Annotated in this window: 14 protein-coding genes and 1 pseudogene; 12 read left to right on the forward strand and 3 right to left on the reverse strand. The window is 34.5% G+C overall.

The annotated features are described in order from the left end of the window. Positions 1-63 precede the first annotated feature (63 nt). On the reverse strand, positions 64-1,806 hold the full coding sequence (locus NSQ08_RS04270) for an ATP-binding response regulator (RefSeq protein ID WP_340771977.1): 1,743 nt from the start codon (positions 1,804-1,806) through the stop codon (positions 64-66). A 9-nt stretch (positions 1,807-1,815) separates the two neighbouring features. Continuing rightward, positions 1,816-2,517: a response regulator transcription factor gene (locus NSQ08_RS04275; protein WP_340771980.1), complete on the reverse strand. Its 702-nt coding sequence runs from the start codon at positions 2,515-2,517 to the stop codon at positions 1,816-1,818. 139 nt (positions 2,518-2,656) lie between these two features. Between NSQ08_RS04275 and NSQ08_RS04280 the strand changes: the two genes are divergently transcribed. The 11 genes and pseudogenes from NSQ08_RS04280 (at position 2,657) to aceA (ending at position 13,934) form a co-directional block, all read left to right on the forward strand. Next, positions 2,657-3,505 carry a CPBP family intramembrane glutamic endopeptidase gene (locus NSQ08_RS04280; protein ID WP_340771983.1) on the forward strand — a complete coding sequence of 283 codons (849 nt, stop codon included), beginning with the start codon at positions 2,657-2,659 and terminating at the stop codon, positions 3,503-3,505. A 234-nt stretch (positions 3,506-3,739) separates the two neighbouring features. Further along, positions 3,740-3,877: a hypothetical protein gene (locus tag NSQ08_RS04285; protein ID WP_340771985.1), complete on the forward strand. Its 138-nt coding sequence runs from the start codon at positions 3,740-3,742 to the stop codon at positions 3,875-3,877. Between the two features lie 83 nt (positions 3,878-3,960). Then, on the forward strand, positions 3,961-4,260 hold the full coding sequence (locus NSQ08_RS04290; RefSeq protein ID WP_340771988.1) for a hypothetical protein: 300 nt from the start codon (positions 3,961-3,963) through the stop codon (positions 4,258-4,260). 261 nt (positions 4,261-4,521) lie between these two features. Further along, a complete protein-coding gene (locus NSQ08_RS04295; RefSeq protein WP_340771993.1) occupies positions 4,522-5,784 on the forward strand; it encodes a M48 family metallopeptidase in 1,263 nt (420 codons plus the stop codon). 150 nt (positions 5,785-5,934) lie between these two features. After that, positions 5,935-6,714, forward strand: a pseudogene (locus tag NSQ08_RS29875) (MCP four helix bundle domain-containing protein); the annotation flags it as partial. A 156-nt stretch (positions 6,715-6,870) separates the two neighbouring features. Further along, positions 6,871-7,662 (forward strand): methyl-accepting chemotaxis protein, encoded by a 792-nt coding sequence (locus NSQ08_RS29880; protein WP_407707571.1) that lies wholly within the window; start codon positions 6,871-6,873, stop codon positions 7,660-7,662. A gap of 219 nt (positions 7,663-7,881) precedes the next feature. After that, positions 7,882-8,778, forward strand: a complete 897-nt coding sequence (locus NSQ08_RS04305) for a DMT family transporter (protein ID WP_113769110.1) — start codon at positions 7,882-7,884, stop codon at positions 8,776-8,778. A 401-nt stretch (positions 8,779-9,179) separates the two neighbouring features. Next, entirely contained in the window at positions 9,180-9,836 is a 657-nt protein-coding gene (locus tag NSQ08_RS04310; RefSeq protein WP_088030986.1) for an S-layer homology domain-containing protein, read from the forward strand. Between the two features lie 348 nt (positions 9,837-10,184). Next, entirely contained in the window at positions 10,185-10,862 is a 678-nt protein-coding gene (locus tag NSQ08_RS04315; protein WP_340772008.1) for an S-layer homology domain-containing protein, read from the forward strand. A gap of 179 nt (positions 10,863-11,041) precedes the next feature. Continuing rightward, positions 11,042-12,631, forward strand: coding sequence for a malate synthase A (gene aceB, locus NSQ08_RS04320; protein ID WP_340772011.1), 1,590 nt, complete (start codon positions 11,042-11,044; stop codon positions 12,629-12,631). Positions 12,632-12,656: 25 nt separating this feature from the next. Continuing rightward, positions 12,657-13,934 (forward strand): isocitrate lyase, encoded by a 1,278-nt coding sequence (gene aceA / locus NSQ08_RS04325; protein WP_002140795.1) that lies wholly within the window; start codon positions 12,657-12,659, stop codon positions 13,932-13,934. 136 nt (positions 13,935-14,070) lie between these two features. Here the strand turns inward: aceA and NSQ08_RS04330 are convergent, their stop codons facing one another. Then, the gene (locus NSQ08_RS04330; RefSeq protein ID WP_002011284.1) at positions 14,071-14,565 is read right to left on the reverse strand and encodes a DUF6584 family protein; all 495 of its coding nucleotides are present in this window, start codon (positions 14,563-14,565) and stop codon (positions 14,071-14,073) included. A 275-nt stretch (positions 14,566-14,840) separates the two neighbouring features. Between NSQ08_RS04330 and cspA the strand changes: the two genes are divergently transcribed. Beyond that, positions 14,841-15,044, forward strand: coding sequence for an RNA chaperone/antiterminator CspA (cspA, locus tag NSQ08_RS04335; protein ID WP_002011282.1), 204 nt, complete (start codon positions 14,841-14,843; stop codon positions 15,042-15,044). Positions 15,045-15,065: the final 21 nt, after the last annotated feature.

Genomic DNA, 15,065 nt, shown 5'->3' on the forward strand with positions numbered 1-15,065 from the left:
ATAATTTCATTTACTAGCGCGCTGTTCCGAAAAGAGAAAGGTGCTTTATAAAAGCACCTTTTCCTACGAACTAAATGGAAACACAAGTATAATCGTCGTTCCTTTTCCAACTTCACTATCAATGAAAATCGTTCCGTTATGGGCATGAACGAGCTGTTTTGTAATGGCGAGACCAAGTCCAGTTCCGATGTTGCTTTCTTCTGTATTCGTTCCTCTGTAATATCGCTCGAATAGAAGTTCTTTCGTTTTATCATCCATACCTTTTCCATTATCTGAAATAGATAGTGTAAATGAATTTGCATTTTGCGAAAGCTTTACGATTACGTTTGTCGTTTCATTATTATGTTTTACAGCGTTTGCGAGTAAGTTTTCGATAATACGTTGGAACCATTTTTCTTCAATAAAATATTGGATTTTGCTTGAACTTGGCACGAATTCAATGTTTTGATTTTGTAGTGTCGGGTTATTAATAAATTGTAATAGTACTTTTCGGACGAACTGATTAATTTCAACATTTACGTGTTGCGCAGGAAGAGTATCATTTTTTAATTGATATGTTAAGCTTAAGTCGTCAATTAATGTAGTCATATATTGAGATTTTTCTTTCATTACAAGGCCAAATTGTTGAATGTCTTGATCCGTCCAATTATATTGCTTCGATTCTAGTAATAATGCATAGCCGTATATAGAGCTAAGCGGTGTTTTTAGATCATGCGTCAGGCCGGTAATCCACTCTTCACGTGTTTGTTGCAGTACTTTTCTCATTGCATCGTTCTTTTTCAAAGTAATAGAAAGGTGCTCTAGTGAGTTTGTAACGTCTTTGAATATACGGAACGACCATTTTTCTTTACCGGAGCGCCGGAACCGAACAGGTTTGCCTTTTTTACTAACAGGTTCTTCATATTTTCCTCCGGCTATGTTTTTAAGCCAGCGCATCGTGTGTAATAAAGGCTTTCCAAACTTATTTCCATACCAAATTGAAAGAATGACTAAATAAACAAACACAATAAGGAGGATTAAGCTGCATCCGATTAGAAGTTTTTTGGTAAATATATCATCTAATTCATCATCTGGATAATAATGAGCGTTTGGGGCGGATACAACAACGAGATGACCGCTATTTGAATCGTAAAAACTAGATGTATTTTCTTTATAATTCCACGGTTCTTTTTCATTAAGAGCTGTTTTTATAGCCGAAAATGTTTTTTTCTTCCCAGTTGGATAGGAAAAAACTTCTTCGCCATTGTTATTAAATATTTGCAGTGTTGCTTTTTCTTTAGAAAGTAATTGTTTTTCTTGTTCAGTTAATGCAAATTCATTTAATGATAAAGAAGGGTGTCCTTGTTGTATCGTTTTTAGTAATGCATTACTTTTTAGTTTGGCACCGTAAATAACGATCACTGGTTTCTTTTCTAATTTAATTTCCCAATAGTTAAATTTATAAATATTGTTGTTACTATTCTGTAAATACGTAAGTAAGGATGTCTTTGTGTAAGAGGTCGGAACATCGTTAGGCGTATTAAAGTTGTAAAGGACCTTTCCATCTTCATCTACAATTTGAAGCCAATCACTCTTTTCTGTTATTAAATCTTTTACCTCAGATTTTAAAGTAATGTTATTGTCTTCAGAAGAAATATATTCGGAGATTGTAAAGGTATCATAATCAGAAATATTAGGTTCATATAAAGTACTATTAAGAAGAAAAATTAAATAAGAAAAAGAAGCAATTACTGCGATAAGTAACGTAACTAAGACAAAAACGTGTTGTAAAATAAACTGGATTATAAGTCGTTTATTAAAATTCATATCTTTAACCTACTTTGTAATGAACTTATAGCCAAGTCCACGAACTGTTTTTATGTATTCTGGTTTACTTGGATCTTGTTCAATTTTTTCACGTAGTTTTCGAATGTGAACCATAACAGTATTATCATCTCCATTATAGGCAGGTGCTCCCCAAACTTTTTCATATAATTCTTCCTTCGAAAATACGTAGTTCGGATTCTCACAAAAGAATAGTAGTAGTTGAAAGAGTTGAGCGGAACATTCGACAACGTTTCCATCTACTGTTAGTTCCGCAGAATGTTGATCAATTTCAAATCTCCCAAAAGAAAAGGAGTATATTCTTTGTTCTTGTATGTTTTGTTTCATATGTCTTCGGAGTTGAGCTTTCATACGAGCGACTACTTCTAGTGGATTAAATGGTTTCGTAATGTAATCATCCGCACCGTATGAAAATCCGGAAATTTTATCTACCTCAGATGTTTTTGCTGTTAGGAAGAAGATAGGGCAATCCGTTTTTTGGCGAATGATTGGACAAATGTCAAAACCGGATTGTCCAGGAAGCATTACATCTAAAATAATTAAATCATAATTGTTTTGCTCGGTGAGAGATAAGGCTATTTCCGCAGATGTTGCAGTTGTAATATGAGAAAAACCTTCTTTTTCAAGAATGGTAGTTAGTAATTGTAAAATTGCTGTTTCATCATCAATGAGTAGAATATTTGCGTGATACATATGAATCCCTCCTAATTTCCTCGAATATCATATCATCTTTTTGTAACTTATGGAATTTTTAAGGAAATTTTAAGGTTTTCTTTCACAAAAAATTAAGATTCAAATGATATGATAAAAGTAACATGGGGAGGAGATGAATGTGAATCCGTTTCAAACGATGCGAGCTAGATATTTTTTAATTGTATTTGCACTATTAATTTTAATAGCACGAAGCAGTAATGAATTGCTAGAAAGTACATTTCATATACAAAATTCATCTTTTATAAATATGCTTATATTTTATATCCTTCCAATAATATGGCTTTTTTACGGATATAGAAAGCATCGTGTTTCATTTTCATTATTTATTAATAGAAACGAAACATTTAACCTAGTGCAAGTTTTGTACATCGCGATTATACTTTGTATGTTTAGTTACGGCTATCTTATTTTATATATGTACAGCTTTGCATGGATTACACCAGATTTTATTATGAATGCCTTGCATGAACCGATTATAGATAGTACCGGGGGATATGTATTTCAATTTATTAGGGTTGTATTTATCGCGCCTATTGTCGGAGAGTTTGTTTTTCGAGGGTTTTTACTGCAGCGTTTTGCATCAAAATGGGGTACTAGTATAGCAATGGTCGTTGTAGCACTTTTATTTGCTTGCTTACATGTTGATTTCCTTGGTGCAGTTGTGTTTAGCATCGTACTATCAATTGTATATATTCGTACGAAAAGCTTACTCATGCCAATTGCTATTCATATGTTAAACAATGCGCTTGTGCTTAGTTCTTCTTTTTTAGTAAGTAGAGAAAAGATAATGAGTTTTGCCGATTTTTCGAACTATACGACATTCTTTCCAGGATTAATTATTTTTATGACAGGATTAAACTTAGTACTCATCTTTTTATTTGTGAATCGCAAATATTGGAGTAAAGAAGTGCCTGTTATATATGCGGAGAGGGAGAAGAACTTTTCAAGTATAATAGGAGATAAATAAGGTAGAGAAGACGTTTGAGAAAATATTGAAGGAAATGATAGATTATTGTACTTCTATTAGATATAAGTACTTTTCCGTCAATAATGATACAGGAAATATTATTTTTCTTTTTATCGTGTTAGGGACATTAATAATAGTCAGCTTTATTATAGAAGAAATGATGAAGCGCATCTTCAGACAATATGTAGAAATGAAGTGAATTATGTTAGGGCTTATAAAATGTTGGAGAAAGTGATGGGGACTTTGATTTTATCCCGCTATTTGCGGGTAGTAAAACTCCTACCTCAAAATTCGACTGGAGCAAAGAAGTTAGGTGGGAGATTAACTGTCCGTAAACGCCCGATTGGTTCAACTAATAATCAGTGGGGATGAACAAAACCCCACTGATTAAAGTTTCACTTTATGAAAACTAAATCATTATTAATTCGAAATTTGAAAGGGATGTATAAAATTATATGAATGAAACAATATCGTCAAATAAGTTTTTTTATTTGATTGTACTGAGTTTAGTATTGATTACGACAGTAAATGTTGTTCTTCGCTGGGAGGAAGCTTACTTTTTTATGTATTTAGCGCTCCATTTATTAGGGATTTTATGCATAACGGGCGGAGTAGTTGCTGAGAAAAAGCATGAAGAAAGTATTAATTATATGTGTGTGATGGGTCTTATTTTACTTCTAACTGTACAAGGTATTATGAAATATAGTTCTTTTTCTTTGCAAGATTTTAGTTTATTAGTGGATGTACTTCCTTAAGGGGGCGCGTCATATTTCAAGACTATGAATATATACGCTATATAAAAGGCGCTGGTTTAATATGTTGGGTTGTAAGTACGTTTCTTATTCCAGATTATGAACCGAATAAAGTGTCTAAAGGTAGGTGGAACTCTTCTTATGTAGAAGAGTTTTTTTATGTAAGTAGAAGGCTCTCGAGCAATTCTCATAATAAGCTTGTTCTAATTTAGCATGTACGAACTTACAATAATAATAGACAGGCAGCATAGAGGAGGGAATAGCGTGAGGAAAGTTATTGGGTGGTCGTTTTTTTTGTACGTTGGGTTTGCGTTACTTATATATTGGTATTTATTTGGATGGAATCATGAACTCATTCCGGACATGTATAAAGGAACGAGTGCAGATCCAGAGACTTTTATGAATGCGAGGGAGCTTACGCTAAGCCAAGATTATTCGCGCGTGAAAAACTTACTGTTCTTTTTAGCGACGCCTCTTGAATGGATTATTTTATTATTTGTACTCGTGCTCGGTATTTCAAAAAAGTTTGAGAAATGGTCGAAGGAAACGACCAAAATAAATGTCTTACAAGTTGCGATTTATTTCTTTTATTTATCACTACTAACAACAGTTCTTGCATTACCGATGCAATGGATCGGGCGTAAAGTGTCCGTTGATTACGGAATATCTACGCAAAGCACACAAAGCTGGGTAAAAGATCACGTTATCGATTTTTGGGTGAATTACGCGACTATGTTACTTATCGTTACTGTTCTTTTATGGCTTATCCGTAAATTCCCGAAGAGATGGTGGCTAGCAGGATGGGCACTCTCTGTTCCGTTTACGATTTTTTTAACGTTCGTGCAACCTGTTATTATTGATCCACTTTACAATGATTTCTCGACGCTAAAAAATAAAGAATTAGAAACGAAAATTTTGACAATGGCAGATAAAGCTGATATTCCAGCTAAACACGTATATGAAGTAAATATGTCGGAAAAAACGAATTCGTTAAATGCGTACGTAACGGGAATTGGCCTTAACTCTCGCATTGTAATGTGGGATACGACGCTTAAGCAATTAAAAGATAAAGAGATTTTATTTATCATGGCTCATGAAATGGGACATTACGTAATGAAACATATATATTGGGGCGTTGCGAGCTATGTGTTGCTATCGTTTATAGGTATGTATTTAATTAGTTGTATTTTAAATATGTGTATTCGAAAATGGGGAGATACATTGCAAATTTCAAAATTAGCGTGTTTCTCAATTTTACCTTTATTCTTCTTAATTTCTTCTATACTATCTTTTGCTGCAAGTCCTGCATCAAATTACGTATCACGCATAGAAGAACGGGCGGCAGATCAATACGCTCTAGACATGACGAAAGATGGGGAATCAGGTGTGAAAACTTTTCAATATTTATCAAAAACGAGCTTAAGCCAAGTGAATCCGCCTGCGTTAGTGAAGTTTTTCTTATATACACATCCACCAATTTTTGAAAGAATTCATACGTTTGAACAATATGAAAAACAGAAAAAATAAAGAAAGAAGTAGCGATTATGCTACTTTTTTCTTTTTATAAAAATATAAGTTTGAGAATGGGAATATTTATCATTGCTTTTTATTGTGATTTTGTAAATAATAAGCTATAAAATTCTAAAAATCTATATATAAAGGAATAAAGGTGGAAAAATGTATTTTTTACAAAATTTAAAAGTGAAATATAAATTGTTCTCGCTTATCTCATTAGCAGTTTTGGGAATGATAACTATGAGTTGTGTAGCAGTTAATTCAATTAATCAGATTAAGTATGATACGGAAATTGTCGTAGATGATTATCAAAATTCAGCAATTTTATTAGAAGGGATGCTTCGTACACAAAATTCACTAGAATATAACTTACTAGAATTAATTACAGTGTCACAAAATGAGGGGACAAATAAAGAGGGGATTATTGGTAATGTTGAAAAGGATCTAAAGAAATATGATTCTTTATTAAAAGAATATGATGATGGCGTTAATTTAAGTAAGCAAGAGGATGAACTGTTTCAGAAGATGAAGAAATCTTTGCCAAGTTATATGGATACATATAAAAAGTTGTTTGAAAAAGCGAAGGTGACAAACGAACCCCAGCTGGTAAACGAATTTCATAAGGAATTAAAACCAAAGGGAGTAGAGTTAGCTAGTTATGCGGTAGATCTAGAAGCATATGTTTCAAACTTAGCTGATCAAGTATTTAAAGATTCTCAAAAAATGATAGATCAGTCCGTTATTACTTTTATCATTCTTGCAGTAGTTACTACAATCGTTATATGTATAGTAAGTTATATTATTAGCAAGCTTATAGTTGCTCCTTTACAAACGGTTAGTCGTATGATGGAAAGAGCAAAAGAAGGAGATCTAACTGTATATGGTGATTATAATGCTAAAGATGAATTGGGCTTATTAGTAAGTGATTTTAACGAGATGATTGCAGGGCTAAGAGCAAATATGCAAGAAGTAGATAATAATATTCAGCTTTTATTCCAACATGCAGACGGAGTAGTATCTGCATCGGAAGTATCTAGTGGTGCAGCGAAGAAAATCACTATAGATATTGAAGAAGTTGCAAATGGTGCAGAGAGTCAAATGCAAGCAATGGAGCAAACTGCGGGTGCGATGGAAGAGTTGACACAAGGAATGCAGAGTATAGTGAATACATCATCCTCTGTAAATGAATTGTCTGCTCAATCAGCATTAGATGCAGAGAGTGGTAACAAATTAATGAAACAAATGATTCAACAGATGGATACGATCCAAAATTCAGTACATAGCGGTGTCAAACAAGTTGAGACTATGAAGGAACAATCAGAAGAGATTGTTAAAATTATTGATGTTATGCAAGGTATTACCTCTCAGATTAACTTATTAGCATTAAATGCCGCAATTGAGGCTGCACGTGCTGGAGAAAGTGGTAGAGGATTTGCAATTGTGGCAGATGAAGTAAGAAAATTAGCAGAACAATCTAGTGATTCTGCAAAACAAATTGAGAAACTTATTATTCAAGTTATGGGAACAACGAACCATACGGTAGACATGATGGGGAAAGTAGATAATGAGGTACAGGCAGGTACACAAGTAGTGATGAATACAGAAAAAGTATTTGGAAAAATCACTGAAAAAGTGCAGCAAGTATCTAATCAAATTCAAACTGTATCTATGTCTACAGATGAAATTGCAGCGAGTAGTGAGGAGATTTCTGCTTCTGCAGAAGACATGGCTCAAATTTCTCAAAGATCATCTGATCGAACTGATAGGGTAAAAGAGTCTATTCATCAGCAAGAAAAATCGGTTCAAGAAATCTCGGTTTCAATTGAGCATCTGCATAGCGTAGCAGGAGGATTAAAGCAGATTGTTTCACAATTTACTCTTCAAAAATAGTATATTTAAGTTTATATATAGTGAAATTCCTCTGAATAAATAATAGAAAAATCATCCTTTATAAGAAATAAAGGATGATTTTTCTATTATGAAGATTTGGTGTGAATTCTACTTTTTACATTCTATTTTTTTACAGTTTTTCAATTGTGATATATAATGATATGTAATGTTTTTAGAATTTTTAGTTTATAAAGAGATGATTGTAGGGGGAGGAGAAAATTGTTTCATTCAAAATCAATGCCGGCTATAAAAATGATCCTTTCGATGTCTATTTTCGGATCGATTGGATTTTTTTCTGTCCAAACGGGTTTACCATCTTTTGAATTAGTATTTATTCGGTGTATTTGTGCGACTTTATTTTTAACGCTATGTTGGTTTGCAACAGGACAATATAAAAATGAGAAATGGAATAAAAAAGAAATTGTACAAATATTAGCGTGTGGCGTATTTCTCGTTTTTAACTGGGTGTTTTTATTTAAAGCGTTTGAACTTATGTCGATTACAATTGCGATTTCTGTATATCATCTTGCACCGATCATCGTATTAATGATTGGTAGTATTGTATTTAAAGAGAGGTTAACAGCATTTGCGGTTCTGTCCATTACCATATGTTTCATCGGTACAGTTTTAGTAGCTGGGGTAGATGGAAGTATGTCGCTTGAGAAACTTATGTCGTCTGGAATGGTGTGGGCGCTTCTTGCAGCTTTATTTTATGCATTTACAACGTTGCTCGGAAAAGGAATTAAGCATGCGAGTGCATATGCGATGACATTTTTACAAACTTTTTTGGGTATATTTTTATTGCTACCATTCGTAGATTTCGGGAAATTTCAAGGATTAACAGAGATGAACTGGATAATGATCACAGCGACAGGACTTATACATACGGGATTTGTATATTACTTATTTTTTGACAGTTTAAGAGATTTATCGACGAGATTAATTTCGGTATTAGTGTTTTTAGATCCTGCGGTTGCAATACTATTAGATACAGTCTTTACCGGATTTAGACCGACTAGTATGCAAGTAGTGGGGATTATCCTTATATTTGTAGGAATGGCATTTACTTTCTGGAAGCCGAGGGATGAAAGAGTGAAAGTGTACTCAGAAGCATAATATTTACCGGGATTAAAAGTAGCTACGTCATTAACGTTAATAGGTGGAATGTTTTTTAGTGCAAATGGACAATATTTGCACTTTTTTTGTCTGAAAAATGAAGTTTTTATAAGCAAAGGATTTAATGAAAATCTTATAGAATATGTTAGTGTACAACATTGTAAATCCTTTGAAACTGAAGAAGGATTTACAGAGTATACGTCATAATAATTTGTCTATGATTCGGTATACCAATTGAAATGAGGACGGATTTGCTTCCCTTTAGTAGTAATCTTCAAAATAATAGATGTTAAAAATGAATGTATTACATGAGATTTGCAAATACAGCATATGTAATATGGAAAAAGAATGTAGTCTATTATTTTCCATTTTAATAAAATGGAAATGAAGGAGAGAGGGCAATGAAGAAAAGAATGTTGCGTATAATGACGGTAGCGACTATTATGGGTGGTTTATTATTAAATGTAAATGTTCCTAATATAAAAGCAGAAGAGTATCCAGAAATGATTGTATTTGATGATGTTCCAGTAGGCTATTGGGCATATGAATATATTATAGAGGTTGCATATAATAAAGTTATGCTAGGTTATGGAAATGGGAAATTTGGTGTTGGCGATAATGTAACGCGAGAACAAGTGGCGGCAGTACTGTATCGCGCACTTAATATAAAACATGAAGGACCGTTACATAATCCGTATAAAGATATTTCTGAAAGATCAACAATGTTTCCAAAGGAAATTTTAGCATTAACAGAACATGGTATTTTTAAAGGCGATGAGAAGGGGAATTTCAGACCGGGGGAAACGATAACACGTGCAGAAGTAGCACAAGTCCTTACACGAGCATTTTCATTTGAAGTGAAGAAGAAACATACATTTGCAGATGTACCAAATAATTATTGGGCAAAAAATGCAATTAGTGCATTGCAATCTAATAATGTCATAATAGGAACAGGGAATGGAAAATTTGAACCAAATAAATTTGTAACACGTGAGCAATATGCAGCATTTTTATATAAGGCTATTATTAATTTTCATTTGAAAGATGAGAAGTATTAAGCGGAAATTCAAAAGTTGTTTAATAGAAAGGTGAAAATATTTTAATTATAGTAATATGTTATTTTGAAAAAAGTGCAAAAGTTTTGCGCTTTTTTTATTTAATTCATGTATATTTATTCACTTTAATACAAAACATGAATTTACCAAAAATGAAAAAAACAGGTGTGTTAAAGTGACAATTCATAAGAAAAAGATATTATTTAGTAACTTTATTATCAACGAAGTGTAAAGGAAAGTATGTGAAAAGATGTTCACAAATTAGACAAAACTTATATAAATAAGTATATTGATACGTTTTTATTAATTCTTTATAGTAGAAAAAAAGTATGTTTTTAGGGGGAAAATGCGGTGAAGAAAAAGTTTTTAAAAATAGCAATGGCTTTAACAATTATGGGTGGAGTTGTATTAAGTGCAGAAGGTACTAAAGTAAATGCTGAAGTAGTTGTGAAGCAACAACAACAAGCAAATTCTGTTGTATTTAAAGATGTACCAAAAGGTCATTGGTCTTTTGAAGCTATTCATACTCTAGCAGGCTGGGGAATTATTAATGGTTATGGAGATGGGAAGTTTGGTTTTGGTGATGATGTAACACGTGAGCAAGTAGCGGCTTTAATTTATCGTACGATTGATTTTAGCGAAGTGTTTGAGGAAGGCGACGTACTTGAGAATCCATACAAAGATATTAATGAAAACTCAACAATGTTCATAGAAGAAATTTTAGTATTAACAGAAGTAGGTATCTTAAAAGGTGATGGAACTGGGAACTTTAGACCGAAGGATACGCTAACACGTGCGGAAATGGCACAGGTTCTTACGAATGCTTTTGAATTAGAAGCAAAGGGACCTCATACTTTTAATGATGTTCTAACAGATTCATGGGCAAACAATGCAATTAGCGCAATACAAACAAATAATATTACAATTGGAATAGGAGAAAATAAATTTGGTCCGTCTATGAGCGTAAAGCGCGAACAATACGCACAGTTTTTATATAGAGCCATTTCGAATGATATGGCACAGCAATAAAAAATAATACATAAAGGCCACTGTTGTATAGCAGTGGCCTTTTTTTGCGCGAAAGAAAGGCGGTTTGAAAAAAAACGAAGTGAATTTTCAAAAAAAACTTCCTTTTCTGAAGATTTGTTATATAATATAAAACATAAAATCAAATCTGTTATAAGACAGTTTAAGAAGGGGATGCTAATATGTCGACGCAAACTTCACGGGTTACACTGGCCGGAGAAATGTTACCAGCGTACAACGAAATATTGACACCTGAGGCGCTTAGTTTTTTAAAGGAACTGCATGAAAATTTCAATGAACGCCGCACGGAACTTTTAAAAAAGCGTGTGGAGAAACAAAAAAGAATTGATGCAGGGGAGTTTCCTACGTTTTTAGAAGAAACAAAGCATATACGTGAAGGGGATTGGACAATTGCCCAGCTTCCGAAAGATTTAGAGGATCGCCGCGTGGAGATTACTGGGCCGGTGGATAGAAAGATGGTCATTAACGCTTTAAATTCAGGAGCACATCTTTTTATGGCAGACTTTGAAGATTCGAATGCACCAACTTGGAGAAATGCTGTCGAAGGTCAAATTAACTTACGAGATGCGAGTAAGGGAACGATTTCACATGAAAATGAAAACGGAAAAGAATATCGTTTAAATAGTAAAACAGCTGTATTAATTGTGCGTCCGAGAGGGTGGCATTTAGAAGAAAAACATATGCAAGTTGACGGCAAGAACATGTCTGGCAGTTTAGTAGATTTTGGTTTGTACTTTTTCCATAATGCGAAGACGCTTTTAGCAAAAGGAAGTGGCCCGTACTTTTACTTACCGAAAATGGAAAGTTACTTAGAGGCAAGATTATGGAATGACGTTTTCATATTCGCTCAAAAGTATATCGGCATTCCGAACGGAACGATTAAAGCGACTGTGTTAATAGAAACGATTCACGCTTCATTTGAAATGGATGAAATTTTGTATGAATTAAGAGATCATTCTGCTGGTTTAAACTGCGGACGATGGGATTATATATTTAGTTTCTTAAAGAGCTTCCGTAATCATAATGAATTTTTACTTCCGGATAGAGCGCAAGTCACGATGACAGCGCCGTTTATGCGCGCGTATTCTTTGAAAGTTATTCAAACGTGTCATCGCCGTAATGCGCCAGCAATCGGAGGGATGGCAGCGCAAATCCCAATTAAAAATGATCCAGAAGCAAATGAGGCAGCTTTCGAGAAAGTGCGTGCTGATAAGGAGCGCGAAGCTTTAGACGGTCATGACGGGACTTGGGTTGCCCACCCGGGACTTGTACCGGTTGCAATGGAAGTATTTAATCACATAATGAAAACGCCAAATCAAATTTTTAGAAAGCGTGAAGAAATACGTGTAACAGAAAAGGACTTATTAGAAGTGCCGATGGGAACGATTACAGAAGGTGGCCTTCGCACGAATATTAACGTCGGTATTCAGTATATTGCATCTTGGTTAAGCGGGAGAGGAGCAGCTCCAATTTATAACTTAATGGAAGATGCGGCAACAGCGGAAATATCAAGAGCACAAGTATGGCAGTGGATTCGTCATGAGGGTGGAAAGTTAAGTGATGGCCGTAATATCACTTTTAAATTGATGGAAGAATTGAAAGAAGAAGAACTAGCAAAAATAGAAAGAGAGATTGGTAAGGAAGCATTTAATAAGGGGAGATTTGAAGAAGCAACAAAACTGTTTACAAACCTTGTTCGTAATAACGAGTTCATGCCGTTTTTAACATTACCGGGTTATGAAATTTTATAAGAAACAAGAAAAGGGGATGGAACATATGAAAAACGAAAGAATTGATAAATTGCAGGAAAGCTGGGAACTAGATACGCGCTGGAAAGGGATCACACGTCCATATACAGCTGAAGATGTAATTCGTCTGCGCGGATCGATTGATATTGAACATACGTTAGCGCGCTGTGGTGCAGAGAAGCTTTGGAAATCACTTCATACAGAAGATTATATTAATGCACTTGGGGCATTAACAGGAAACCAAGCGATGCAACAAGTGAAGGCTGGATTAAAAGCAATTTATTTAAGCGGTTGGCAAGTAGCGGCAGATGCGAACCTTTCTGGACATATGTATCCTGACCAAAGCTTATACCCAGCGAACAGTGTGCCAGCTGTTGTAAAACGAATTAACCAAACACTTCAACGTGCTGATCAAATTCAGCATATGGAAGGTAACGGTGATACGGATTATTTCGTCCCAATTGTGGCGGATGCTGAAGCTGGGTTTGGTGGACAGTTAAACGTATTTGAATTAATGAAAGGGATGATTGAAGCGGGTGCATCTGGCGTGCACTTTGAAGACCAATTATCTTCAGAGAAAAAATGCGGGCATTTAGGCGGAAAAGTATTATTACCGACGCAAACAGCGGTGCGTAATTTAATTTCGGCACGTCTTGCTGCGGATGTAATGGGTGTACCAACAATTATCGTCGCAAGAACAGATGCAGATGCGGCAGATTTAATTACGAGCGATATCGATCCAGTTGATCAAGAGTTTATTACAGGTGAAAGAACGCCAGAAGGGTTTTATCATACGAAAGCAGGTCTTGATCAAGCAATTGCACGTGGTTTAGCGTATGCGCCGTATGCAGATCTCGTTTGGTGTGAAACGTCGGAGCCAAACTTAGAAGATGCAAAACGCTTTGCGGACGCAATTCATAAGAAATATCCAGGGAAGCTGCTTGCTTACAACTGTTCCCCTTCTTTTAACTGGAAACAAAAATTAGATGAAAAAACGATTGCAAGCTTCCAAAAAGAAATTGCATCGTACGGTTATAAATTCCAGTTCGTAACGCTTGCTGGATTCCATTCATTAAATTACGGCATGTTTGAATTAGCGCGTGGTTATAAAGAGCGCGGCATGGCAGCGTACTCTGAATTACAACAAGCAGAGTTCGCAGCAGAGAAATACGGTTACTCTGCAACGCGCCATCAACGCGAAGTAGGAACAGGATACTTTGATGAAGTAGCACAAGTGATTACAGGCGGTACTTCATCAACGACTGCTCTAAAAGGATCCACAGAAGAAGAACAGTTTACGAAATAAAGGTATAAGTAGGTGCCCCAAAAAATATTTTTGGGGCACTTTTCTTATTTGTTATTACGTCGCTGACATTGTTAAACTTTGTCGGAAAGTTGATGTAATTTTATTTGTCGTCGTATTGTGGGACGTTCACTTCTATTTAAAATATCCAATCTAATATAGTGAATATACCAACGATAGCAGTAAAAAGAAGGAATGCGAATAATGATAGACAGCCCCATGTAAATAGTTTGTCTTTCCATGTTTCTTCATAATCATCAATTAGTTCCTCTATCACTTTTTTCTGCAATGGCTGTAAGGGACGTTCGGTGTGTAGTCCTGTAATAATGTTACGATCTCCTTTGAATTTTAAAGCACGTACAATATGATAAGAGTCGTTTCCCATCGATTTTTCAAATTGTAGACATGCCGCGTGCATAACATCTGTTTTCTCTTTTTCAAGATACCAATACCGTCCGGCCATTTCTGGGTATTGTAATGTAAAGTAAATGTCACCGAGTTTTTTCCTAAGTGCTAATTCATTCGGATAAGTAGTGATTAATCCGTGTAATCTATCTCTTGCTTTTCCAAGGTTGTTATTTTCAATATCTTTTTCAATTCTCTTTAATGTTTTTTTAGGGATTATTTCTGTCATACACGCCTCCTTATTAGAATAGGTATGGTTATATTTTATAAGAAATACTAAAATTTAGAAATTTTATTTTTAAAAAGATTGTACATTCTATTTTAAGTGTGTTATGATAATACCAGTTGAATAATTAAATTAAGCAATCCATATATTATCAAATGCCGAAAACAAACGGGAAAAAGTATGTGAGAACTAGTTTATGTTTCGAATTTGATAATGTGTGGATTCTTTTTTTATACATGAAGACTAAATAAAATGTATTTTCGTAGGAGGAAATAATTATGACAGTTACAGGACAAGTAAAATGGTTTAACAACGAAAAAGGCTTCGGTTTCATCGAAGTTCCAGGCGAAAACGATGTATTCGTACATTTCTCTGCAATCGAAACTGATGGTTTCAAATCTTTAGAAGAAGGCCAAAAAGTTAGCTTCGAAATCGAAGATGGCAACCGTGGACCTCAAGCTAAAAACGTAATCAAACTATAATTTTATAGTTTATTATAGAAA

This window comes from Bacillus sp. FSL E2-8887, assembly GCF_038007205.1.
Classification (GTDB): Bacteria; Bacillota; Bacilli; order Bacillales; family Bacillaceae_G; genus Bacillus_A; species Bacillus_A mycoides.

Excerpts from the sequence above, each read along its gene's own strand:
- NSQ08_RS04270 (WP_340771977.1), bottom strand. The coding sequence starts at position 1,806 with ATGAATTTTAATAAACGACTTATAATCCAGTTTATTTTACAACACGTT.
- NSQ08_RS04275 (WP_340771980.1), bottom strand. The coding sequence starts at position 2,517 with ATGTATCACGCAAATATTCTACTCATTGATGATGAAACAGCAATTTTA.
- NSQ08_RS04285 (WP_340771985.1), top strand. The coding sequence starts at position 3,740 with ATGGGGACTTTGATTTTATCCCGCTATTTGCGGGTAGTAAAACTCCTA.
- NSQ08_RS04290 (WP_340771988.1), top strand. The coding sequence starts at position 3,961 with ATGAATGAAACAATATCGTCAAATAAGTTTTTTTATTTGATTGTACTG.
- NSQ08_RS29880 (WP_407707571.1), top strand. The coding sequence starts at position 6,871 with ATGCAAGCAATGGAGCAAACTGCGGGTGCGATGGAAGAGTTGACACAA.
- NSQ08_RS04310 (WP_088030986.1), top strand. The coding sequence starts at position 9,180 with ATGAAGAAAAGAATGTTGCGTATAATGACGGTAGCGACTATTATGGGT.
- aceB (WP_340772011.1), top strand. The coding sequence starts at position 11,042 with ATGTCGACGCAAACTTCACGGGTTACACTGGCCGGAGAAATGTTACCA.
- aceA (WP_002140795.1), top strand. The coding sequence starts at position 12,657 with ATGAAAAACGAAAGAATTGATAAATTGCAGGAAAGCTGGGAACTAGAT.
- NSQ08_RS04330 (WP_002011284.1), bottom strand. The coding sequence starts at position 14,565 with ATGACAGAAATAATCCCTAAAAAAACATTAAAGAGAATTGAAAAAGAT.
- cspA (WP_002011282.1), top strand. The coding sequence starts at position 14,841 with ATGACAGTTACAGGACAAGTAAAATGGTTTAACAACGAAAAAGGCTTC.